Source organism: Janthinobacterium sp. HH104 (genome assembly GCF_001758715.1).
In the GTDB taxonomy this organism is placed as follows: domain Bacteria; phylum Pseudomonadota; class Gammaproteobacteria; order Burkholderiales; family Burkholderiaceae_D; genus Janthinobacterium; species Janthinobacterium aestuarii.
This window is the reverse complement of record NZ_LRIB01000038.1, coordinates 80,809-103,561: the sequence shown is the minus strand read 5'-3', so window position 1 is coordinate 103,561 and position 22,753 is coordinate 80,809. Positions and strand designations below refer to the sequence as shown.

General features: G+C 62.7%; 14 protein-coding genes. 6 read left to right on the top strand and 8 right to left on the bottom strand.

Annotated elements, in window-relative coordinates; genetic code table 11:
- Nucleotides 1-106: 106 nt before the first annotated feature.
- From JAB6_RS17155 to JAB6_RS17145, 3 genes are all read right to left on the bottom strand, one after another.
- Nucleotides 107-2,260 (bottom strand): M3 family metallopeptidase, encoded by a 2,154-nt coding sequence (locus tag JAB6_RS17155; protein ID WP_070303765.1) that lies wholly within the window; start codon nucleotides 2,258-2,260, stop codon nucleotides 107-109.
- Nucleotides 2,261-2,489: 229 nt separating this feature from the next.
- Nucleotides 2,490-4,631 carry a M3 family metallopeptidase gene (locus JAB6_RS17150; RefSeq protein ID WP_254671663.1) on the bottom strand — a complete coding sequence of 714 codons (2,142 nt, stop codon included), beginning with the start codon at nucleotides 4,629-4,631 and terminating at the stop codon, nucleotides 2,490-2,492.
- 154 nt (nucleotides 4,632-4,785) lie between these two features.
- Nucleotides 4,786-5,004 (bottom strand): SlyX family protein, encoded by a 219-nt coding sequence (locus JAB6_RS17145; protein WP_034753936.1) that lies wholly within the window; start codon nucleotides 5,002-5,004, stop codon nucleotides 4,786-4,788.
- Nucleotides 5,005-5,164: 160 nt separating this feature from the next.
- Between JAB6_RS17145 and JAB6_RS17140 the strand changes: the two genes are divergently transcribed.
- Together JAB6_RS17140 and JAB6_RS17135 are read left to right on the top strand one after the other, a co-directional pair.
- Nucleotides 5,165-5,557, top strand: coding sequence for a type II toxin-antitoxin system RelE/ParE family toxin (locus JAB6_RS17140; RefSeq protein WP_070303760.1), 393 nt, complete (start codon nucleotides 5,165-5,167; stop codon nucleotides 5,555-5,557).
- Nucleotides 5,554-5,910 (top strand): addiction module antidote protein, encoded by a 357-nt coding sequence (locus JAB6_RS17135; RefSeq protein WP_070303757.1) that lies wholly within the window; start codon nucleotides 5,554-5,556, stop codon nucleotides 5,908-5,910. The genes JAB6_RS17140 and JAB6_RS17135 overlap by 4 nt, the downstream gene beginning before the upstream one ends.
- A gap of 7 nt (nucleotides 5,911-5,917) precedes the next feature.
- On the opposite strand, the gene JAB6_RS17130 is transcribed toward JAB6_RS17135, so the two are convergent.
- Entirely contained in the window at nucleotides 5,918-7,978 is a 2,061-nt protein-coding gene (locus tag JAB6_RS17130; protein WP_051991465.1) for a UvrD-helicase domain-containing protein, read from the bottom strand.
- A 209-nt stretch (nucleotides 7,979-8,187) separates the two neighbouring features.
- Here JAB6_RS17130 and JAB6_RS17125 point away from each other — a divergent pair, with 209 nt between their 5' ends.
- Entirely contained in the window at nucleotides 8,188-8,673 is a 486-nt protein-coding gene (locus JAB6_RS17125; protein WP_046683204.1) for an SRPBCC family protein, read from the top strand.
- A gap of 1 nt (nucleotide 8,674) precedes the next feature.
- Here JAB6_RS17125 and JAB6_RS17120 read toward each other — a convergent pair whose 3' ends face one another.
- Together JAB6_RS17120 and JAB6_RS17115 are read right to left on the bottom strand one after the other, a co-directional pair.
- The gene (locus JAB6_RS17120; protein WP_254671661.1) at nucleotides 8,675-9,796 is read right to left on the bottom strand and encodes an HD-GYP domain-containing protein; all 1,122 of its coding nucleotides are present in this window, start codon (nucleotides 9,794-9,796) and stop codon (nucleotides 8,675-8,677) included.
- A gap of 166 nt (nucleotides 9,797-9,962) precedes the next feature.
- Entirely contained in the window at nucleotides 9,963-11,411 is a 1,449-nt protein-coding gene (locus tag JAB6_RS17115; protein ID WP_070303755.1) for a dihydrolipoyl dehydrogenase, read from the bottom strand.
- A 128-nt stretch (nucleotides 11,412-11,539) separates the two neighbouring features.
- Between JAB6_RS17115 and JAB6_RS17110 the strand changes: the two genes are divergently transcribed.
- Complete coding sequence (locus JAB6_RS17110; RefSeq protein WP_070303753.1) at nucleotides 11,540-12,430, top strand: ArgP/LysG family DNA-binding transcriptional regulator; 891 nt, start codon at nucleotides 11,540-11,542, stop codon at nucleotides 12,428-12,430.
- A 1-nt stretch (nucleotide 12,431) separates the two neighbouring features.
- On the opposite strand, the gene JAB6_RS17105 is transcribed toward JAB6_RS17110, so the two are convergent.
- The gene (locus JAB6_RS17105; protein ID WP_070303751.1) at nucleotides 12,432-14,489 is read right to left on the bottom strand and encodes a primosomal protein N'; all 2,058 of its coding nucleotides are present in this window, start codon (nucleotides 14,487-14,489) and stop codon (nucleotides 12,432-12,434) included.
- Between the two features lie 842 nt (nucleotides 14,490-15,331).
- Nucleotides 15,332-16,417: a uroporphyrinogen decarboxylase gene (gene hemE / locus JAB6_RS17100; RefSeq protein WP_070303749.1), complete on the bottom strand. Its 1,086-nt coding sequence runs from the start codon at nucleotides 16,415-16,417 to the stop codon at nucleotides 15,332-15,334.
- A 198-nt stretch (nucleotides 16,418-16,615) separates the two neighbouring features.
- Between hemE and JAB6_RS17095 the strand changes: the two genes are divergently transcribed.
- Nucleotides 16,616-18,559 (top strand): prolyl oligopeptidase family serine peptidase, encoded by a 1,944-nt coding sequence (locus JAB6_RS17095; protein ID WP_070303747.1) that lies wholly within the window; start codon nucleotides 16,616-16,618, stop codon nucleotides 18,557-18,559.
- Complete coding sequence (locus JAB6_RS17090) at nucleotides 18,556-22,725, top strand: DEAD/DEAH box helicase (protein ID WP_070303745.1); 4,170 nt, start codon at nucleotides 18,556-18,558, stop codon at nucleotides 22,723-22,725. The genes JAB6_RS17095 and JAB6_RS17090 overlap by 4 nt, the downstream gene beginning before the upstream one ends.
- Nucleotides 22,726-22,753: the final 28 nt, after the last annotated feature.

The window sequence follows — 22,753 nt, the reverse complement described above, 5'->3', positions numbered from 1 at the left end:
CTCTTTCGACTGCCTTCTTGTTTACATCTTACTCAATTCTACGCCGCCGGCACGGAAAGCTTGCGTGCGCCATGTCAACGCAACGCAAGCTTCTGACGAGGACGTCTTACTTCGCGTTCAAGCCGCGGCGTTCCAGCAGCGGTTCCACGGTGGCATCGCGGCCGCGGAAGTCACGGAACAGTTGCAGCGCATCGACGCTGCCGCCGCGCGACAGCAATTTGCTGCGGAACCAGTCGCCGTTCTTGCGCGTCAGGCCGCCGTTTTCCTTGAACCAGTTGACCGATTCTGCGTCCAGCTTTTCCGACCACAGGTAGGCGTAATACGCGGCCGAATAGCCGCCCGAGAAGCTGTGCGAGAAGTAGCTGGTGCGGTAGCGTGGCGGCACGGGTGCGTAATCGACGCCAGCGTCTTTCAGCGACGCCGCTTCAAAGGCCAGCACGTCGGTCGGGATCTGGCTCGGCGCCAGCTGGTGCCAGCGCTGATCCAACAGGGCTGCCGACAGGTATTCCGTCGTCATGAAACCCTGGTTGAATTTCTTGGCCGCAGTGACCTTGTCGAGCAATTCCTGCGGCATGGCCGCGCCGCTCTGGTAGTGCTTGGCATAGTTTTGCAGCACTTCCGGCCAGACGGCCCACATTTCATTGACTTGCGATGGATACTCGACGAAGTCGCTCGGCACGCTGGTGCCGGCAAAGCGCGGATATTTCACGTTCGAAAACATGCCGTGCAGAGCATGGCCGAACTCATGGAACATGGTCGTCACTTCATCGAACGTCAAGAGCGTCGGCTGGCCGGCCGGCGGCTTCGGAATGTTCAATTGGTTGGCCACCACTGGATGCGTGCCCATCAGCATTGACTGCGACACGTATTCATTCATCCACGCGCCACCATGCTTGTTGCCGCGTGCATAAAAGTCGGCGATGAACAGGGCCAGCGGCTTGCCGTTGGCGTCCGTCACATCGTAGACGCGCACGTCCGGGTTGTACACCGGCAGATCTTTACGTTCCTTGAAACTGATACCGTACAGTTTATTCGCGGCAAAGAAGACGCCGTTGTTCAGCACGCTGTTCAATTCCAGGTATGGTTTCAGCTCGTTTTCATCGAAGTTGAACCGTTGCTTGCGCAGCTTGTCCGTGTAGATGGCCCAGTCGGCCGCCGCCACCTGGAAACCGCCTTTTTCCGCATCGACCACTTGCTGCAGGTCGGCCGCTTCGCGGCGCGCGTTGGCGACGGCCGGTTTCGCCAGTTCCGACAGCAGCGTGTTGACGGCCGTCGTCGTCTTGGCCGTCTGGTCTTCCAGCGAGTACGCGGCGTAGTTGGCGTAACCGAGCAAGGTGGCCCGTTCGGCGCGCAGTTTCGCCAGTTTCAATACGATGGCGCGGTTGTCGAACTCGCCGCCCTGGCTGCCGCGGTTCAGCGACGCATCCATCAGGCGCTGGCGTGTCTTACGATCCGTCAATACGGCCAGCGGCGGCTGACCGCTGGTGTTCACGAGAGCGATGACGAACTTGCCCGTCAAGCCGCGTTCCTTGGCGGCGGCGGCGGCCGTATCGATATCGCTGTCCGTCATGCCGGCCAACTCGGCGCGCGTGTCGACGACGATGCTCTTGGCATTCGTTTCCTTCAGCACGTTTTGCGCGAAGGCCGTTTCCAGGCCCGCCTGCTCGGCGTTGTAGGCTTTCAATTTTTCCTTGTCCGCATCGGACAGCTTGGCGCCGGCGCGCACGAAGTCCGTGTGATAGCGTTCCAGCAAGCGCAAGGATTCGGCATCGAGGCCCAGCTTGTCGCGCTTGGCGTACAGGGTGTCGATGCGGATAAACAGTTTTGGATTCAGGGTAATCGCATCGCCATGCGCGGCCAGTTTCGGCGACACGTCCACTTCCACCGCTTCCAGCACGCTGTTCGTGTTGGTCGACGTCATGTTGCTGAAGATGCTTTGCACGCGGTGCAGCAGCTGCCCCGTGCGCTCGAGGGCCACGATGGTGTTCTCGAACGTGGGCGCCTGGCGGTTGTTGGCAATGGCGTTCACTTCGGCCAACTGGCGTTTCATGCCTTCGGCAAACGCCGGCGCGTAATGCGCATCCTTGATCAGGCCGAACTGCGGCATCTGGAATGGCAGCGGGCTCGCTTTCAGCAGCGGGTTCTGGGCGCTGACGGCGGCGGCGGGCGCGGATTTTGCAGTGGCGGCAGCCATGGCGGATGGGGCGGCGTGGGCCAGCATGACGCTGGCGGCGATGACGAGCAGTTGTGGACGGATCATGACATCTTTCTGAAAGCGCGGGGAAGAGCCGCGATCGCGTCGCGGGCCAGTGGCAGATCATAGCAGCCTGTCACACAGGCGTCATCCGACATGGGCAATCCTGTGGTGCATCGCGCCAACTGCGCGGTTTACCACGGTTTGCGTGGCGATTCGCCAAATAAAAATGGCCGCCCATTGCATGGCGGCCACTGATGTTCATCACCGGCCAGGCCGGTGACGGGTACGAGGATTACTTGCCGTTCAAGCCACGGCGTTGCAGCAGCGGCTCGATCTTCGCATCGCGGCCGCGGAAGTTGCGGTAGATGTCGAGCGCATCGGCACTGCCGCCGCGCGACAGCAGTTTGTTACGGAACCAGTCGCCGTTCTTGCGCGTCAGGCCGCCATTTTCCTTGAACCACTCGACCGTGTCGGCGTCGAGCTTCTCCGACCACAGATACGCGTAGTAGCCGGCCGAGTAGCCGCCCGCGAACGCGTGCGAAAAATACGTGGTGCGGTAGCGCGGCGGCGCCGGGGCGAAATCAACGCCGGCATCCGTCAAGGCGGCCTTTTCAAAGGCCAGCACGTCGGTCGGGATTTGCGCCGGGGTCAGCTGGTGCCAGCGCTGGTCCAGCAGGGCCGATGCCAGGTATTCCGTGGTTTTGTAGCCCTGGTTGAAATTGTCGGCCGCCGTCACTTTCGCCAGCAGCTCGGCAGGAATAGCCGCGCCCGTCTGATAGTGCTTGGCATAGTTTTGCAACACTTCCGGCCACAGCGCCCACATTTCATTGACTTGCGACGGGTATTCGACGAAGTCGCGCGGCACGCTGGTGCCGGCAAAGCGCGGGTATGTCACGTTCGAGAACATGCCGTGCAGCGCATGGCCGAATTCGTGGAACATGGTGTTGACTTCGTCAAACGTCATCAGGGTCGGCTGGCCCGCTTCCGGCTTTGGAATGTTCAGGTTATTCGCAATCACCGGCTTGCGGTTCAGCAAGGTCGATTGGCCCACGTAGGCATTCGCCCAGGCGCCGCCGCGCTTGTTGCTGCGCGCGTAAGGGTCAAGTGTAAAGATGGCCAGCTGCGTACCGTCTTCATTGAAGACGTCGTAGACCAGCATGTCGGACGTGTAAACGGGCAAGTCGGTGCGCTGCTTGAACGTGAGGCCATACAACTTGCCTGCAGCAAAGAACACGCCCTTGGTCAGCACGCTGTGCATTTCAAAGTACGGTTTCAATTGCGTCTCGTCGAAGTTGTAGCGTTCGGCGCGTACCTTGTCGCTATAGAAGGCCCAGTCGGCGGCACCCACCTTGAAGCCGCCTTTGCCTGCATCGATGACCTTCTGGATATCGTCCGCTTCGCGGCGCGCATTGACGACGGCCGGCTTCGCCAGCTCGCCCAGCAGGGCGTTCACAGCGGTCGTGTCGTGCGCCGTCTGGTCTTCCAGCGAATACGCCGCGTAGTTCGGGTAGCCCATCAGCGCGGCACGTTCGGCGCGCAGTTTCGCCAGTTCCAGCACTTCCTGGGTATTGTCGAACTCGCCGCCACGGCTGCCGCGCGCTTGCGAGGCGGCCATGATGCGTTCGCGCAAGGCACGGTTGGTCAGCAGCGACAGCGGCGCCTGGCCCGTCGTGTTGACGAGGGCGATCACGTATTTGCCGTCCAGGCCGCGCTTCTTGGCCAGCCCGGCGGCCACTTCGATGGCGGCCGGCGACAGGCCGTCCAGTTCCTCGCGCGTGTCGACGACGACGGCCGACGCGTTCAATTCCTTCAGCACGTTCTGCGCGAACTTGGTCGACAGGGCAGCGAGCTGGCCGTTGTAGGCGCGTAGCTTTTCCTTGTCAGCCGCCGGCAGCTTGGCGCCGGCGCGCACGAAGTCCGTGTGATAGCGCTCGAGCAAGCGTTTCGATTCGGCATCGAGGCCCAGCTTGTCGCGCTTGGCGTACAGGGTATCGATGCGCTTGAACAATTTGTCATTGAGCATGATCGCATCGCTATGGGCCGCCATTTTCGGCGCCAGCTCGCGTTCCAGGCCCTGGATCGTGTCATTCGTATTCGAGCCGGACATCACGGAAAACACAGTACGTACACGGCTCAGCAACTGGCCCGAACGTTCCATGGCCACGATGGTGTTGTCGAACGTGGCTGGTTTCTTGTTGTTCGCAATCGCACTGATTTCCGCCAGATTGGCGGCCATGCCTGCCGTAAAGGCGGGCGCGTAGTCGGCGTCCTGCACCTTGTCGAACGGCGGATAGTTGAATGGCAGGCTGCTCGCTTGCGCAAACGGGTTCGAGGCAGGCAGTGTTGCCGCCGCGGTAGCGGTGGAGGCAAAAACGGCGGCGGCTGGCGCCAGCATCAGGCTGGCGGCGATGACGAGCATTGTTGGACGGGTCATGTCTTCTTTCAAGAAACGCAAGAGAGCCGCGATTGTGTCGCGGGCCAGCCTGAAATAATAACAGCCTGAAACACTTGCGTCACCAGCAACTACCGATGGTAGCGCGCCCGCCAGTGATGAACGGTTTTCACGTGTCCCGCGTCACGATGCCGATTTAGTAATGCGGCGGACGCTCGTTGACCAGCCCGCCATTTGCCTGCTGCGCGCCGTCGCGCACGTGTTCGCCCAGCTTGTGCAGCATCGCCTCGAGCTGGTCGATGCGCTTGCCCTGCTGGTACACCATCTGATTCAGCGATTCGACCAGGTCTTCCTGCTGCGCCAGCTTGATTTCGATATCGACGAAACGTACTTCCATCTGTTCTGCATTGTCCATGGTGCTCACGATCATTTCTCACTGAAAGCGGCATTCTACCGCCGTCGCGGCGTGAGCCAGGACAAACAAGCGGCATTCTTCCTGTAGAGGTGCCGATTTCTGCCTATTCTCTCCGTATGGCTGAATCAAACCGCTTGACGAATGAGAACAAACGATTACAATGGATGCACCGACGCCACCCGAACCACTGCTGATCGACACGCGCAAGACGGCTGAATACCGCCGCTGGGAAGACTCGCTGCACGACGTGGCGGCCGCTGCCATCGATGCGCGCATCAAGCATTTGCAGCACGGTAAAAAAGGCGACTGGCGGCCTGTGGGCGAAGGCGTGTGCGAGCTGCGTTTTTTACAGACGGGGCCCGGCTGGCGCGTGTATTTTCACGAAACCAACCTGGGCACCCTGATCTTGCTGCTGCTCGGTGGCGACAAGTCGAGCCAGCGGCGCGACATCAAGCACGCGCAAGCGATACTGCAAACATTGAAGGCCCAACAGGCGGCCATCCGGAAACAAAAAGCGGTGGCCAGCCCATCGACAGGAGCACGAAAAAAATGAACGACCATACTGACGCTGACGGCTTTGACCTCGACGACCTGGAAGCATTAGGCCTGAGCAAATTTGATCCCACACAACACCTGACCAGCAAGGCCGCCGTGGCCGCCTACATGAGCGAAATCGTCGCCACCGGCAACGCCGAACTATTCCAGTCCGCCATGAACGACGTGGTGCGCGCCTACGGTATGGGCAAGGTGGCGGCCAGGGCCAACATCACGCGTGAAGGCGCGTATAAAGCCTTGCGCGAAGGCAGCAAGCCGCGCTTTGAAACCATTTTAAAGATGCTCGATGCGCTGGGCATGCAGCTGGCCATCGTGCCGAAAACCACGCCAGACGGCGCCGTGGAAGCGTGAACGCCGCTTAGCCCTTCGGCGCGGCCAGCAAGGCCTTCATGCGCGCCAATCTCTCCTTGGGCGAAATCACTTCCGCCTCCGTCGGCACGGCGTCGCCCACGTCGAGTTCCATTTCCTTGATGAAGCGCGACGGGTCGCAATGGACTTGCTCGCCGGCACGCTTGCGCTTCTTGCACCACGTGATGTGCAAGGTGCGCTGGGCCCGCGTGATGCCCACGTACATCAGCCGCCGCTCTTCCTGGATGCGCGCGGCGATGGTTTCGGCCGGCGCGTCAGGGTCGCCCTTGTGCGGCAAGATGCCCTCTTCCACGCCCACCAGAAACACGTGCGGAAACTCGAGACCTTTCGACGCGTGCAGGGTCGACATGCGCACGGCGTCCTGCTCCTCGTCCTTGCCCTCGAGCATCGTCATCAGGGCCACCATCTGCGTCAGTTCCAGCACGTTCTTTTCTTCGCCGTCGCGGTCCTTGCCGCCCCGGCCCCGCTCCTTGAGCCAGTTGACGAATTCCAGCACGTTCTGCCACTTGCTTTGCGCTTGGCGTTCCTCGAAAGCATCGTATAGATACGATTCGTAGTGGATTTCCTTCATCATGTCGTCCAACACTTCGGCCGCGTTATCGCCGCTGCCGGCCGCGCCGGGACGGCTGGCGCGCGATTCGAGGTCATTGATGAAGTTGCAGAAGTCGCGCAGCGGCCCCAGCTGGCGGTCCGTCAGCTTGGCCTCGATGCCGCCTTTGAACACAGCCTGGAACAGCGAGCACTGCCACTGCCCCGAAAACGCGCCCAGCACCTCCAGCGTCGACTGCCCCACGCCACGGCGCGGCGTCGTCACGGCGCGAATGAACGCCGGATCGTCGTCTTCATTCGCCAGCAGGCGCAGATAGCTGATGATGTCCTTGATCTCGGCCTTGTCGAAGAAACTCTGGCCGCCGGAAATCGTGTACGGGATGCGTTCCTTGCGCAAACACTGCTCGATGATGCGCGCCTGGTGGTTGCCGCGGTACAAAATCGCGTAGTCGGAAAATTTGTTCTTGCGCTCGAAATGGTCGGCCGAAATCATGATGGCGACCTGCTCCGCCTCCTGCTCGTCCGTCTGCATGCCCAGCACCTTGATCGGCTCGCCCAGGCCGTGCTCGGACCACAGCGACTTTTCAAACAGTTTCGGGTTGTTGCCGATGACGGCATTGGCCGCGTTCAGCACGCGCATGGTGGAGCGGTAATTCTGCTCGAGCTTAATCACGCGCAGATCGGGGAAATCCGTCTCCAGGGTCTTCAGGTTTTCCACGGTGGCGCCGCGCCACGCATAAATCGCCTGGTCGTCGTCGCCCACGGCCGTAAACATCGGCTTCTTGCCGATGCCCGTCACCATCAGTTTCACCAGTTCGTATTGGCAGGTGTTCGTATCCTGGTATTCATCGACGAGCAGGTAGCGCAGGCGGCGCTGCCACTTGTCGCGCACGGGGCCGTTGTTGCGGAACAGTTCCACCGGCAAGCGGATCAGATCGTCGAAATCGACGGCCTGGTAGGCGGACAAAGTCGCGACATAGCTGCGGTAGATGCGCGCCGCGTTCGCTTCGTCCTCATCCTTGGCTTGCGCCAGCGCCATGTCCGGATCGATCAGGCCATTTTTCCACAGGGACATGGCATTCTGGATGCCGCGAATGACCTGTTTATCGGTGGTAATGGCGAGATCTTGCACGAGAGAAAAACAATCGTCGCTATCCATGATGGAAAAGCGGTCCTTCAAGCCCACGCCATTGGCTTCCTGGCGCAGGATTTTCACGCCCAGCGAGTGGAAGGTCGACACTGTCAACTGCTTGGCCTGGCGCGGCTGTTTCAACAGCTTGGCGATGCGTTCCTGCATTTCCAGCGCCGCCTTGTTGGTGAAGGTCAGCGCGGCGATGGTGCGCGGGTCATAGCCCCGGTCTTCGATCAGATGGGCGATCTTTTGCGTGATCACGCGCGTCTTGCCCGAACCGGCGCCCGCCAGCACGAGGCAAGGGCCGTCGAGGTAGGTAACCGCTTCGCTTTGGGGCGCATTCAGACCGAACTGTGGTGCTTTGGACATCAGGGTATTTCCGCAGGGAACAGCAGCCCATTGTAACAGCGTCGCGTGGGCTATTTGCATGGCGGACCCTGCCTGAAAAACAGGCATAGTCATTGATATATCGCCATATGCCGCCATCTTGGCCGATTCAATGCGTGCGGCGATGCCACGCCTGGAGTACCATTCCGCCTATATCGCCCGTGCGCGCCCACTTACCGAATGGCAGTCCCATGAAATTTGAACACCTGATTGAAATCAACGATCCCTTGAACCCGCTGATCGACACCTTGACACTGGAACAGGTCTGGCGCGGCCTCGTCTTGCGCGCCGAGTCGCCGAAGCTGTTCGTGCCGCACCTCGACGAATGCCAGATCAGCGAACGCAGCGACGCCGGTTTCGCGCGCAGCCTGCGCTATGGCGAGCTGGTCATCAACGACAAGGTGGTGCTGATACCGCAACTGCAGGTGCGCTACGAAGTGCCGGCGCAACAGGATATCAGCGCGTCCTCGCTGGTGATGACCATCGAAATGCCCGACGAAGCGAGCATGTGGGTGCGCTTCCAGTACGACGACGGCCACGACGCGGCCACCGACGCGGCCAATGCCCTGTACGACGACTTCCGCCGCTCGGCCTACAAGGAGTCCGACATCGACACGGTGCGCATCATGCGCGAGCTGGCGCTCGAGGGACGGCTCGATGCTGGTCTGCTGAACTAAATCAAACGCGTGCGCTGCGGCCCCACAGCTGATCGGGGCGAAACTGCAGCCCCGCCTGCTCCGCGCTCAGCACTTCACGAATCGCGTGCAAGTCCACGCGCGTATCGCGCCGCAGCGGCACGTCCAGGCGCGCGCCACGCGGACCGACCAGCGACTGCACGTGCGGCGTGGTGGCGTTCAAGCCCTTGCGCGTGACGACGCCGATTTCCCCATTGAGTAGTTTCACGAAAGTACCGACCGGATAGATGCCCAGCTCGCGCACCAGCAGCGAGGCCAGCGGCGCATCGAGGGTGGCCTTGTCGGCCATCAGCATTTCGCGCAGGGCCACGTTCGGCAGCAAAGGCTGGCGGTAGCTGCGCTTCGATACGCGCGCGCAATAGCGGTCGGCCAGCATGATCAGGCGCGCGCCGATGCCGATCGCCTCGCCTTGCGTGCCCAGCGGATAGCCGCTGCCATCGATATTTTCATGGTGCTGCAGCACGGCTTGCAGCCAGACGGCGTCCATCACGCCAGCCGCGCGCAGCAAATCGACACCGGCTTGCGGATGGGCACGCAAATAGGCGCGTTCCTGCGCGTCCAGCGGACCCGCCTTGTGCTGGAAATGGGCGTGGCGTTCCAGCATGCCCACATTCATGCTCAACGCAGCGAGCAGCACGCTGCGGATCACGCCATCATCGAGTTTCAGGGCGCGCGCCAGCAAGGCCGTGATGACGGCCGTGTCGACGCTGTGCCGCACGGCAAAGTCCCCCGCGCCCTGGTTGTGCAGGATGCAGGCCAGCGCCACGTCGGCGTCCAGCGCAACGGCCTCTTCCACCAGCTGCGCCAGCGGCGCGAGGGATGCATGGCTGTCCTCCTGCCCGGCGGCAATGGCCGGCAAGACGAGGGCCAGGCCGGCCGTGACGAGGTTGAGCATGCGCAGGGCCGACGGTGCTTCCGTGGCTGTGCGCGGCACGTCCGCGCTGGTATCGGCGATGACGCCGCGCGCCAGCAGCAATGCGATCTGGTTCTCGCTGCTGATGACATGGCCCAGCCTGGCCAGCAAGCTGCCCGTTTCGCCGTGCACGTCCCAGGGCAGGGCCACGCCCAAGGCGAGTTCTCCCGCGTAAATGCGCCGAATTTTCACATCGTCTCCGTGTCATCGCCAGCCGCCACCCTTTTTACCATTGCGGCATGGGCAGCATGTGCCAATTGAAATGTTTTTTGCTTTTAATCAATATTTCAATGTGGCAGCGATGATCGCGCAATCATGTGAGCTTGTCTACAAAATTATGTAAATCATAAAGTTGCCTTCAAGGTCCCGGTGTGCAGTCGGCGCAGCCAGGCGCGTGTTCCGGGTCTTTTTCCAGATGCAGCGCCAGTTCGCGCAAGGCCGTGCGCACGCCTTCCTCGATGACGGGGTGGTAGAACGGCATGTCGAGCATGGCCGGCACCGTCAGCTGGGCTTGGCAAGCCCAGGCCAGCAGATGCCCCAGGTGTTCCGCCCTCGGGCCGATCAGTTCGGCGCCGAGAAAGCGCTTGCTGCCGAACTCCGCATATACGCGCAGCAAGCCCTGGTTTTGCAGCATCACGCGGCTGCGGCCCTGGTTGCCGAACGACACGGCGCCGACGGCGAAGCGGCCCGCGTGGCTCACGCACAATTGCTGGTACGTCGCGCCCACGGTGGCGATCTGCGGTTCCGTGAAGGCGATCGTCAACGGCGTGCGGCGCAAGCCCGGTTTGACGTCAGGAAAGCGCGCCGCGTTGTCGCCCGCGATGCGGCCCTCGTCGGCCGCTTCGGGCAATAGCGGTAGTTCGTTGTCGGCGTCGCCGGCGATGAAGATGGCGCTCTTGCCGCACTGCATGGTGTGCGGATCGTGCAAGGGAATACCGTGGCGGTCGAGCTCGATTTGCGCCGTTTCCAGGCCGATCTTGTCCACGTTCGGCGCGCGGCCGATGGCGGCCAGCACATACTCGAACTGCTCGGTTTTTTCCACGCCGGCGTCATCGCGGCTGGTCAGCACGATACCGCTGCCGTCCGGCGTTTTTGCCATGTGCGCGACCTTGGTCATGAAACGGATATCGAGTTCGCGCGCCAGCACGGCGTCCGCCTCGCGCAGCACCAGCGGGTCCGTCAGCTGCGCGACTTTATTGCCGCGCGCAAACAAGGTCACGCGCACGCCCAGGCGTGCCAGCGCCTGGCCCAGCTCCAGCCCGATGACACCGCTGCCGACCACGGCCACCGAGCTGGGAAAATCCGTCCACTCGAACACGGCGTCGCTGGTGATGACACGCTCGCCCGCCGCCCGCCACTCGGGCGGCACGATGGGCGTGGAACCGGTGGCGATGACCACGCTGGCGGCCTCGACGATCGTATGCTCATCCACCTGCAGCTTGCCAGGGGCGATGAAGCGTGCATGGCCGCGCAGTTTTTCGTCGTCGGGAATGGCATTGACGCCGTCGAGCACGAAGCCGACAAAGCGGTCGCGTTCGCTCCGTACCCTGGCCATCACTTGCCGGCCATCGATGCGCACAGGCCCCGGATGCACGCCGAAAGCGGGCGCGGCAGCCACCGCATGGGCCGCCTCGGCCGCCGCGATCAGGAGTTTGCTGGGCATGCAGCCCACCCTGGCGCAGGTCGTGCCGTACGGTCCGCTTTCTATCATCAGCACGCGCTTGTCCTGCATGCGCGCCGCCCTGTGCGCCGTCATGCCGGCCGTGCCGCTGCCGATCACGGCCACATCCACTTGTATCGTCTTCATGGTGCTATCCATCCACTGAGGTTGCTCACAGCGTTCGATACTACCCGTTTGCCGAAAATAAGGTTTTACTTTGCAGCAATATATGCATTAGTATAACTAATCATTTTCAAAATTTATAAGCTGAGCTAATGGGATCACTCGATTATCGCGCGCTGGCCGTGCTGGATGCCGTGGCCAGCCATGGCAGTTTCGACAAGGCCGCCCTGGCGCTGGGCATCACCCAGTCGGCCGTCTCGCAGCGGATCAAGGCGCTGGAAGACGCCAGCGGGCGATTGCTGATCATCCGTGGCCAGCCAGCCGTGCCGACGGGCCTGGGCCAGCGCCTGATCGTGCATCACCGCAACGTCAAGCTGATGGAAGCGTCGCTCGACATCGACCTGGGCAACAGCGTCAGCATGCCGGAAATCGCCATCGCCATCGATGCCGACAGCCTGGCCACGTGGTTCCCCGACACCTTGTCCGCCCTGCTGGCGCCGCCGCGCTGCCAGCTCGACGTGCGCCTGGCCGACAGCGACAGCGCCCTGCAAATGGTGCGCGACGGCTCCGTGTTTGGCTGCGTGGCAGCCGAGTCCGGCACAGCGATCGACGCGGCGGCGGCCACCAGCGTCACGCCGCTGGGCACCTTGCGCTATGTCTGCGTGGCAACACCCGTGTTTGCGGGCCATTGGTTTGGCGACGGTTTTATTGCCGAAGCGGTGCAACTGGCGCCGGCCGTCGTAGGCCAGCACAGCTTGCTGGCGCGTTTCCTCGCTGAACAATTGAGCATGCGTGAACCATTCCCCCACCACACCTTGCCGGTGGAAGCGGCGCGCCGCGGCTGCGTCCAGGATGGCCTCGCCTACGGCCTGATGCCGCAGCGCCTGGCCGCGCCAGCGCTGGCGGCGGACCGTCTCGTGGATCTGATGCCGGGCAGCACCCTGGACGTGCCGCTGAGCTGGCATGCCTGGACCCTGGACACGCCGTTTACCAAGCTGCTGTCGGAACAGATCGTCAAGTCGGCACGCGATTACCTGCAGTAATTCAGATATCGAGCGGGTCCACTTCCAGCGACCATTTCACGCGCGTCTTCATGGCGCGCAGCTCGGCTAACCATTCCTTCAAGAACGCCTGCAGCGCGGGCCGCGAGGGCGATTCCAACAGCAGCTGGGCGCGGTCCACGTTGTAGACGCGCGTCATGCTCATGGGAATCGGGTCATTGATGGTCACCTGCGGGTGTTCCATGCACTCTTTCGCCGCCTGCAGGAATTCGATGGCCGTGGCCAGCTCGGGTGCCTCGGCGCGCAGCAGGGCCTGGAACAGATACGGCGGCAGCGCCGCCTGCGCCCGCTCTTCCAGCAAGGTCGTGGCGAAATGGTCGTAATCGTGGTTGACGACGGCGTCGTACAGCGGATGGCGCGCATAGCGCGTCTGGATCAGCACCTCGGACACGCTGCCCCCTTCCGTCTGCGCGGCCCGCCCGGCGCGGCCCGCCACCTGCATCAATTGCGCGAACAGCCGTTCGCTGGCCCGGTAATCCTGCGAAAACAGGGCCGTGTCCGGATTCAAGATGCCGACCAGGGTCAGCTTTTTGAAATCGTGGCCCTTCGCCACCATCTGCGTGCCGATCAGAATATCGACTTCGCCCCGGTGCACGGTGTCGAACGCTTCCTGCGCGCTGCCCTTCTTGCGCGTGGAATCGGCGTCGATGCGCAAAATGCGCGCCTCGGGAAACAATTGCTGCAAGCCCTCTTCCACGCGCTGCGTGCCCCGTCCCAGCGGCTGCAGGTCGACGTTGCCGCACGTGGGGCAATGGCGGGGAATGCGCAGTTCCAGGCTGCAATGGTGGCAGCGCAAGCGGTGTTCGGGCTTGTGCAGCACCATGAACGAGGTGCAGCGCGTGCAATTGCTGATCCAGCCGCACGATTCACAGCAGATCACGGGCGAATAGCCGCGCCGGTTCAGGAACAGCAGCGACTGCTCCCCGCGCTCCATGCGCAGTTTCAAGGCGGCTACCAGATGCGAAGTCAGGCCATCTTTCGGCTTGTCGCGCTCCATGTCCAGGATCTTGACGCGCGGCAACACCGCATTCCTGACGGCCCGTTCGCGCAATTCCAGCTTGCGATAGCGCCCCGTCTGTGCGTGGTGCCAGCTTTCCAGCGAGGGCGTGGCCGAACCGAGTACGATGGGAATTTGCAATTGCCAGGCGCGCCACACGGCCAGGTCGCGCGCCGAATAGCGCAAGCCTTCCTGCTGCTTGTAGGAAGGATCGTGTTCCTCGTCGATGACGATGAGCTTGAGCTTAGGCAACGACGCCAGGATGGCCAGCCGCGTGCCGAGCACGATGCGCGCCTGGCCCTGGTGGGCGGCCAGCCAGTGCAGCATGCGCTCGCCCTCGGACAGACTGCTGTGCAAGGTAGCCAGCATGACGCCGGGAAAGCGCGCACGGATATTGCCTTCCAGCTGGGGCGTGAGGTTGATTTCTGGCACCAGAATCAGGATTTGCGCATCGTCCTCGCGCGCCAGCACCTGGGCGCAGGCTTGCAGATACACTTCCGTCTTGCCGCTGCCCGTCACGCCGTACAGCAGGGTGGGCTTGAAACCCTGGGCGCCGCCAATGGCATCCGCCGCCTCCTGCTGCGCCGGGTTGAGCGCCGGCATGTTCAGCGGCGTGCCGTCGTGCGCATCGGCCAGCTTGCCCAGCTTCTTGATGGCGCGGTCCAGCGCCACGGTGGTGAGCACGCGCAAATTCTTCGGCAAACCGGGCAGCGCCACTTCGCCCAGCGGACGCTGGTAGTAATCGGCGGCAAAGGCGGCCAGCGCCAGCCACTGTTCCGACAGCGGCGCCAGCTGGCTGCGCACGGCCAGCACGTCCTTCAATTTCGCGGCGGGCACGTCGGTGCTGTCGGAGACGCCGACGATCAGCCCCATCACTTCGCGCCGGCCGAACGGCACCAGCGCCAGCTGTCCCACTTGCGGCTGCGGTGCGGCGGCGTCCGCACCGGCATCGGCCGCCGCGTTCCAGCGGTAGTCGAACAGGGCGTTCAAGGGCGTGTCGAGCGCGATTTTCAGGATGCACGACGTCAAAATGCACTGCGACATGGGAGGTGGGCCTATCTCAATAAAAAAGCGCGCCGCAGGGTCGGTGGCGCGCGGGATGTCCGGCATCAAGCCAGCGGGCCATGATACTTGTTTCGCCCATCAAACACCTAACGGCAGGCAGGACAGCGTGTCATCGTGCCTGAAGAAAATTCTGTGGATAACTTTGTGGACAAAGCAAAATTAACTTTCAGAAAAATGTGGACAGAAAATTTCGATCGCCGTCAAGAGCGGCACGCAAGAAAAATTACCCTTTTAAAATCAATGGCTTAAAAATTGATGCCCGGGAAGCCATAAATCCACAGGGCATTTCCGCCGCTGTGCATAACTGAACCATTTGTAATGTATTTATACAGAAATCAGCACCGTTTTGATGCATGCGATCCGCAAAAATACGGGAGGAATGAAGCAAAGTTGACAATTGCCGGGCAAGCGTTCGTTTTTTGCTGACGAGCGGCGAAACATTGTTCAATTATCATGCACTGCAACATGCACTTCAGGTGAAACCTGAACATCGGCGCTAAGTATCGGTTAACAAAATACTTTTCAATTTTATCCACAGAATCTGTTGATAACTTTGTGGACAATGAAGGAATAAGGCAAGCGAACGAAAGAATAACCTTATCAATAGCAACAAAGTCCGCCGAACAATGGATTTTTTATGTCTTAATAATCAAGCACTTGCAGAGCATCCCCGGGCATGGCTTTTACGGTGCCTCTTATTTCCGCAGCAAAAAAAATTGTGCATAAGTCGGTATTTCTTGCTAAGGCGCAGCAAAGAAAAAGGCAGGCTTCCGCTGGAAAGCCTGCCTTTTCTTGCCCCTGAACCAGGGGGAAGCGAATACTTACTGGCCGCTGCGCATGGCGCGGCTCATGCTGTGCACGGCTTCCACCATGGCTTCCACGGATTCCGGCGGCGTGAACTGGGAAATACCATGGCCCAGGTTGAATACGTGACCCGTGCCGGCCGATGGCGCGCCAAACGCGTTGAGCACTTTCGCCACTTCGGCGCGGATCTGCTCGGGGCTGGCGAACAGGATGGCCGGGTCGAGATTGCCCTGCAAGCCCACTTTATGGCCGACCAGCTGGCGCGCGCGCGTCAGGTTGACGGTCCAGTCCAGGCCCACGGCATCGGCGCCGATGTCGGCGATCTGCTCGATCCACTGGCCGCCGCCCTTGGTAAACACGATGGCGGGAATCTTGACGCCATCCTTGTCGCGTTTCAGCTGCGCCACCACTTGCTGCATGTAGGCCAGCGAGAATTCCTGGTAGGCGCCGTCAGCCAGCGCACCGCCCCACGAGTCGAAAATCATCACGGCTTGCGCACCGGCATCGATTTGCGCATTCAGATACTGCGCCACGGAGGTGGCGTTGATCGCCAGGATGTGGTGCATCAGGTCCGGGCGGTTGTACAGCATCTTCTTGATGGTGTGGAACTCTTTCGAGCCGCCGCCTTCCACCATGTAGCACGCCAGGGTCCACGGGCTGCCGGAAAAACCGATCAGCGGCACGCGGCCATTGAGTTCCGTGCGGATTTGCGTGACGGCCTTGAAGACGTAATCGAGCGACTCCAGGTCCGGCACTTGCAATGCCTTCACGTCCTGTTCCGTGCGCAGCGGACGCTCGAACTTCGGGCCTTCGCCATCGGCGAAATACAGGCCCAGACCCATCGCGTCAGGCACCGTCAGGATGTCGGAAAACAAAATCGCCGCGTCGAGCGGGAAACGCTCCAGCGGCTGCAAGGTCACTTCGGTCGCGTAATCGGGATTCTTTGCCAGGCCCAGGAAGGAGCCGGCCCGCTCGCGCGTGGCGCGGTATTCGGGCAGGTAGCGGCCCGCCTGGCGCATCAGCCAGACAGGGGTGTGCTCAGTTGGCTGGCGCAGCAGGGCGCGTAGGAAATTGTCGTTCTGGAGCGGAGCAAATTGTGGCATGGCAGGCAATCGAGCTTGGAGAAGCGGTATTATCGCATCCAATCGCTGCCATTTCATTGATTCCGGTGCCGCTTTGCAGCATTTGCCACGCACAGCGATGACTTTCGTTGTGCCTGCCCTTCCATTATGATGATGCACGCCGCCGCGCGCCCTGACCCTGCCTGGCGGCCCTTGATCCCCTCACTACACGGAGCCCGCATGACCTCGACCGCATCCAGCACCCCTTATGGCATCTGGCCATCGCCGATCAGCGCGGCCATCGTCGCCGCCGGCGCCTCGCCGCTGACGCAGCTGGCCTTGGGGGGGGCGGATGGCACCGACGTGTTCTGGCTGGCCGGGCGCGCCAGCGAAGCGGGCCGCAACACCCTGCTGCGCCAGCGCGGCGCCAAGGTTAATGAACTGACGCCGGCGCCGTTCAATGTGCGCACCCGCGTGCATGAATACGGCGGCGGCGCGTATGCCGTGGCCGGCGATACCGTATATTTCTCGCATTTTGCCGACAATTGCCTGTACCGCGTGGCCGGCGACAGCGCGCCTGAAGCGTTCACCACGGGCGGCAACACGCGCCATGCGGACTTCGTCGTCGATGCGGCCCGTTCCCGCCTGATCGCCGTGCGCGAACAGCATCCGGCGGAAGGCCATGCGCATCCGGAAAACAGCCTGGCGGCCGTCGGCTTCGACGGGCGTGAAACGGTGCTGGCGCGCGGCCACGATTTCTATGCGGCGCCGCGTTTGTCGCCGGACGGCAGCCAGCTGGCCTGGATCAGCTGGGACCACCCGCGCCTGCCGTGGCAAGGTACGGAACTGTGGCTGGCCGACGTGCAGGCGGACGGCAGCCTCGGGTCGCCACGCCTGATCGCCGGCGGCGCGCGCGAGTCGATTTGCCAGCCGGAATGGTCGCCGAACGGCTTGCTGCATTTCGTTTCCGACAGCAGCGGCTGGTGGAATCTGTACCGTCTGCATGGTGCCGACATCGAGGCGCTGTGCCCGATGGAAGCGGAATTTGCCACGCCGCACTGGACCTTCGGTGGCAGCATGTACGGTTTTCTGTCCGACGACGAAATCGTCTGCACGTATATCCAGGCCGGTGTCAGCTACCTGGCGCAATTGAACGTGGCGGCGGCCAAGCTCGAGCCGATACCGCATCCGTACCAGGAAATCCGCGAACTGCGCGTGGGCCCCGGCTTCGTCGCGCTCTTGGGCGGCAGCCCGACCATCGCGCTGGAACTGGCGCGCATCGATTTAGCTAACCATGAGCTGGAAGTGCTGGCCCAGTCGATCGCACAATTGCCCGCGCTCGAGTATTTGTCCGTACCGCGCAGCTTGAGTTTCCCTAGTAGCAATGACCGCACGGCCTACGCCTTCTTTTATGCGCCCACCAATGGCGACGTGCAGGCGCCGGCGGGTACTCTGCCGCCCGTCATCGTCATCAGCCATGGCGGCCCCACCAGCATGGCCAGCAATACCTTGAAACTGGCGACGCAGTACTGGACCAGCCGCGGCATCGGCGTGCTCGACGTCAACTATGGCGGCAGCAGCGGCTTCGGCCGCGAATACCGCGACGCGCTGCGCGGGCAATGGGGCATTGTCGACGTGGAAGACTGCATCGCCGGCGCGCGCTACCTGGCCGCCAACGGCATGGCCGACCCGGAGCGCCTGATCATCCGCGGCGGCAGCGCGGGCGGACTGACGACCCTGTGCGCACTGACCTTCCACGACGTCTTCAAGGCGGGCGCCAGCTACTATGGCGTGTCCGACCTGAAGGGCCTGGACGACGATTCGCACAAGTTCGAATCGCGCTACACCGATTACCTGATCGCTTCGCAGCCGCAAGCCGAGGCCCTGTACCGCGAGCGCTCGCCCATCCACCACACGGATAAACTGTCGCGCCCGATGATCTTCTTCCAGGGACTCGACGACAAGGTCGTGCCGCCGCAGCAGTCGCAGCTGATGGTCGACGCCCTGCAGGCGCGCGGCGTGCCTGTCGCGTATGTGCCCCTGGAAGGCGAGGGCCACGGCTTCCGCAAGGCGGAAAACATCGTGCGCACCCTGGACGCGGAACTGTATTTCTACCAGCGCGTGTTCGGCCTGCCAGTGGCGGCCGGCGAACCGCCCGTCCACATCGCCAATTTGTCCGCATGACAGACCAGCTCTTGCTTGACGAATTTGCCGCCCTGGAGCAGCACGAGCAGATGATCCTGGCCCTGCTGGCCATCGCGGGCGAACCGGTGGGCAAGCATGCCGTGTATGAACACTTGCAGCGCGCCAATGTCGTCGAACCGGATGGCACGCCGTTCGCCCTGCTCACCGTCACGAACATGCTGCAGCATTTGACGCGGCACGCGCTGGCGTCCGAAGTGGTGGGCCGGGGCTTTGCCTGCGAAGCGAAATTGCGCTGGCCCGCCATGCGCGCCGCCATCGAGCACCTGGTGTTTCGCGACCTGTGCCAGGCCATCGAGCTGATCAACCCCGTGCGCCGCAACTGGGATGGCTATGTGGAATTGCGCAGCTACCGGCAAGGCGTGGCGCGTTTGCGCATCGCCCTGCTGCGCAACGACGAGGTGCGCCACGTGGCCGCCATCCTGGCCGCCTGCATGGCCTGCTATGAAGCGCAGCAGCTGCATCCGCTGATCGAGATTTTCGGCCGCCCGTTCGAGCCGGAAATGCTGTCCTTCGTCATGCCGCAATTGCAGGATGACATCCTCGCCGTGCTGCTGGGCAACGCTCCGCGCGAACCGGCCACGGCGCACGCCATCCGCACGTATGCGCGCGCCCACCACGCGCGCCAGGCGGCCGCCGGCGACCACATCGGCGCCGCCCTGCCGCTGGCCCTGGCCGAAGACGCCCTGCTGTGCGGCGAACTCGACGCGGCTGCCCGCTACCTGGCGGGCCAGCAGGGGCCGCAGGCGCTGTTTGTCGACAGCAGCATCGCCTTGTTGCGCGGCGAACATGCGCACGCCGTGGCCGGCTACGAAACGGCCTTGAAGGGACTGCGCAAGGAAAGCGGCAAACGCAAGCTGTGCTTTACGGGCATCGGCGGTCACCTGTACGTGCTGGCCCTGCTGCGCGGCAACGACGCCAAGCTGCTGAAAAACGCGGAAACCTACCTCGATATCGCGCTGCACGCGCAGCCGAACCACGACAGCATCGTCTACCAGCAACTGAACACCTTGCGCCTCGTGCGCGCCGGCGTGCAGCAGGCGGAAAGCATTTCCACGCGCAGTTGGGAAACGGGACTGCAGCCGCAGCTGTTCCAGGCCTTGCTGTACTACTGGCTGGCGCTACCACAACTGGCCGAACGCAAGGACCAGCTGCGAGCCCTGGTGCAGCAAGCGGACGCCGCCGGCTACGATTTGATCGCCGCGCAGGCGGCCGGCTTGCTGGGCTTGATGGGCGAGCCGCAGCAGGAGCGCTATGCCACGGCCAAGCGGGCGCAACATGGATTGACGGACATGGCGCCGTGGTTCGAACGCCAGGAAGCGTGGCAGCGCCAGCTGAGCGCCCTGATCAACCTGCAGCAGAACGCGCCCGCCGAAGCGCTAGGCGGCGTGTCGCGGCTCGTATGGCTGGTGGCGTTCGATCCGCGCTTTGGTCTCACGGCAGTGGAAGTGCGCGAGCAGAAACGCGACGCGCGCGGCGGCTGGAGCAAGGGCCGCGCCATGGGTCTCAAACGCCTGGCCGAGGAAGCGGGCGACATCGATTTCCTCACGCCGCAAGACGCGCGCGCGGCCGGCAGCATCGCGCCGTTCAAACAATACTATTCATCGGCGCCGCGCTATGAAGTCGAGCTCGACAAAGCCGCCATCCTGCTCGTCGGCCACCCGCTCGTGTTCTGGCTCGATAATCCCGACACGAGAGTGGAACTGATCGCCGGCGCGCCGGAGCTGCTGATCAAGTCGCACGAGGGGCAGCTGTGGCTGGGCATGCAACCACCACTGCCCGACAGCGGCAGCAATGTCGTGGTGCAAAGGGAAACGCCGACGCGCCTGCGCGTGGTGCACATCCTCGACGAGCACCGGCGCATCGGCGCCATCGTGGGCCTGGGCCTGTCCGTGCCCCTGCATGCGGAAAAACAGGTGATGCAGGCGATCGGCGCCATCTCGTCGATGGTCACCGTGCAATCGGACATCGGCGGCGGCGCCGGCGACGCGGAAGCGATCACGGCCGACCACCGCCTGCACGTGCATTTGCTGCCCTACCAGCAGGGCCTGAAAATGCAGATTTTAGTCCGCCCACTGCTCGACAACGGCGCCTACTATGCGCCCGGCAGCGGCGCCGAAAGCGTGTTTGCCGATGTGGCAGGCCGTGCCGTGCAAGCGCGGCGCGACCTGAACGCGGAACGCGAAGCGCAGCGCCAGCTGATCGGGAAATGCCTGGTGCTGGAAGAGGCGGAAGAAGAGCATGGCGAGTGGCTGCTGGGCCAGCCAGCGCTGGGCCTGCAATTGCTGGTCGAGCTGCAAGCGCTCGACCCGAATGGCATGGTATTGGCGTGGCCCGAGGGCGAAACCATGCGCGTGTCGAAACGCATCGACAGCGGCCAGATGCGCCTGAATATCAAGAGTGAAAAAGACTGGTTTGCCGCCAGCGGCGAGGTGCAGATCGATGAAGACAAGGTGATGGATTTGCGCGCCCTGCTCGACTTGATGCAGAACAATAAAAGCCGCTTCGTGGCCTTGGGCGACAACCAGTTCCTGGCCCTCAGCGACGAGCTGCACCGGCGCCTGTCGGAACTGGCCGCGTATGGCGAGGCGCATGCCGACGGCGTGCACATCCACCCGCTGGCCGCGTTTGCGCTGGAAGAGCTGGCCAACGATGCGGGCGGCGTGAACGCCGACAAATTGTGGCGCGAACACTTGCTGCGCCTGCGCGCCCTCGACGACTATCAACCGCAACTGCCCAGCACACTGCAGGCGGACTTGCGCGACTACCAGCTGGCCGGCTACGAATGGCTGGCGCGCCTGGCGCACTGGGGCGTGGGCGCCTGCCTGGCCGACGACATGGGCCTCGGCAAGACCTTACAAGCGCTGGCCCTGATCCTGGCGCGCGCGCCGAACGGCCCCACCCTCGTCGTCGCCCCCACGTCCGTATGCATGAACTGGATCAGCGAAGCGCAGCGCTTCGCGCCCACCTTGAACATCAAACTGTTCGGCAGCGGCGACCGCGCCGACATGCTCGATACATTGCAGCCGTTCGACGTGGTGGTGGCCAGCTATGGCTTGCTGCAGCAGGAAGCGGCCATGTTTGCCGGCGTGCACTGGCATACGCTCGTGCTCGACGAAGCGCAGGCGATCAAGAATGGCGCGACCAAGCGCTCGCAAGCAGTGATGGCCCTGCAAGGCGACTTCCGCATGGTGGCCAGCGGCACGCCGCTGGAAAACCACCTGGGCGAATTGTGGAACCTGTTCCGCTTCATCAACCCCGGCTTGCTGGGCACCCTCGACCAGTTCAATTTGCGCTTCGCGGGGCCCATCGAGAAGGATCAGGACAAGCGGGCGGCGGCCGGCGCGCGCTTGCGGCTGCGCCGTTTGATCGCACCATTCATCTTGCGTCGGACAAAAACGCAAGTGCTGTCGGAATTGCCGTCGCGCACGGAAATCGTGCTGGAAGTGGAATTGTCGCCGCAGGAAACGGCGCTGTACGAATCGTTGCGCCGCGAAGCGCTGGAAAAGCTGGCCATGGTGGAAGGGCCGGCGTCCAAGAAAGCCATCCAGATCCTGGCCGAGATCATGAAGCTGCGTCGCGCCTGCTGCAATCCGCAACTGGTGGCGCCCGAGCTGGGCCTGGCCAGCAGCAAGCTGGCGGCGTTCGCCCAATTGCTGTCGGGCTTGCTGGAAAACCGCCACAAGGTACTCGTCTTCAGCCAGTTCGTCGACCATTTGACCCTGATCCGCCAGCATCTGGAACAGCATGGCGTGCGCTACCAGTATCTCGACGGCAGTACGCCCATGCAGGAGCGCAAGCGCCGCGTCGACGCCTTCCAGGCGGGCGACGGTGATGTTTTCCTCATCAGCCTGAAGGCGGGCGGCATGGGCATCAATTTGACGGCGGCCGATTACGTGATCCACATGGACCCGTGGTGGAACCCGGCCGTGGAAGACCAGGCCTCGGACCGCGCCCACCGCATGGGGCAATTGCGCCCCGTTACCATCTACCGGCTGGTGGCGAAACATACGATCGAGGAAGGCATCGTCGAATTGCACCAGCACAAGCGCGACCTGGCCGACAGTCTTCTGGAAGGCAGCGACGCGGCCGCGCGCATGTCGGCCAATGACATGCTGGGTATGCTGCAAGAGGGGTTGAAGCGATGAGATTGAAAAAATGAGCGGCGCCGCCGCG

Excerpts from the sequence above, each read along its gene's own strand:
- JAB6_RS17130 (WP_051991465.1), bottom strand. The coding sequence starts at position 7,978 with ATGTCCAAAGCACCACAGTTCGGTCTGAATGCGCCCCAAAGCGAAGCG.
- JAB6_RS17150 (WP_254671663.1), bottom strand. The coding sequence starts at position 4,631 with ATGACCCGTCCAACAATGCTCGTCATCGCCGCCAGCCTGATGCTGGCG.
- JAB6_RS17105 (WP_070303751.1), bottom strand. The coding sequence starts at position 14,489 with ATGTCGCAGTGCATTTTGACGTCGTGCATCCTGAAAATCGCGCTCGAC.
- JAB6_RS17155 (WP_070303765.1), bottom strand. The coding sequence starts at position 2,260 with ATGATCCGTCCACAACTGCTCGTCATCGCCGCCAGCGTCATGCTGGCC.
- JAB6_RS17110 (WP_070303753.1), top strand. The coding sequence starts at position 11,540 with ATGGGATCACTCGATTATCGCGCGCTGGCCGTGCTGGATGCCGTGGCC.
- JAB6_RS17140 (WP_070303760.1), top strand. The coding sequence starts at position 5,165 with ATGGATGCACCGACGCCACCCGAACCACTGCTGATCGACACGCGCAAG.
- JAB6_RS17095 (WP_070303747.1), top strand. The coding sequence starts at position 16,616 with ATGACCTCGACCGCATCCAGCACCCCTTATGGCATCTGGCCATCGCCG.
- JAB6_RS17125 (WP_046683204.1), top strand. The coding sequence starts at position 8,188 with ATGAAATTTGAACACCTGATTGAAATCAACGATCCCTTGAACCCGCTG.
- hemE (WP_070303749.1), bottom strand. The coding sequence starts at position 16,417 with ATGCCACAATTTGCTCCGCTCCAGAACGACAATTTCCTACGCGCCCTG.
- JAB6_RS17145 (WP_034753936.1), bottom strand. The coding sequence starts at position 5,004 with ATGGACAATGCAGAACAGATGGAAGTACGTTTCGTCGATATCGAAATC.
- JAB6_RS17115 (WP_070303755.1), bottom strand. The coding sequence starts at position 11,411 with ATGAAGACGATACAAGTGGATGTGGCCGTGATCGGCAGCGGCACGGCC.
- JAB6_RS17135 (WP_070303757.1), top strand. The coding sequence starts at position 5,554 with ATGAACGACCATACTGACGCTGACGGCTTTGACCTCGACGACCTGGAA.
- JAB6_RS17090 (WP_070303745.1), top strand. The coding sequence starts at position 18,556 with ATGACAGACCAGCTCTTGCTTGACGAATTTGCCGCCCTGGAGCAGCAC.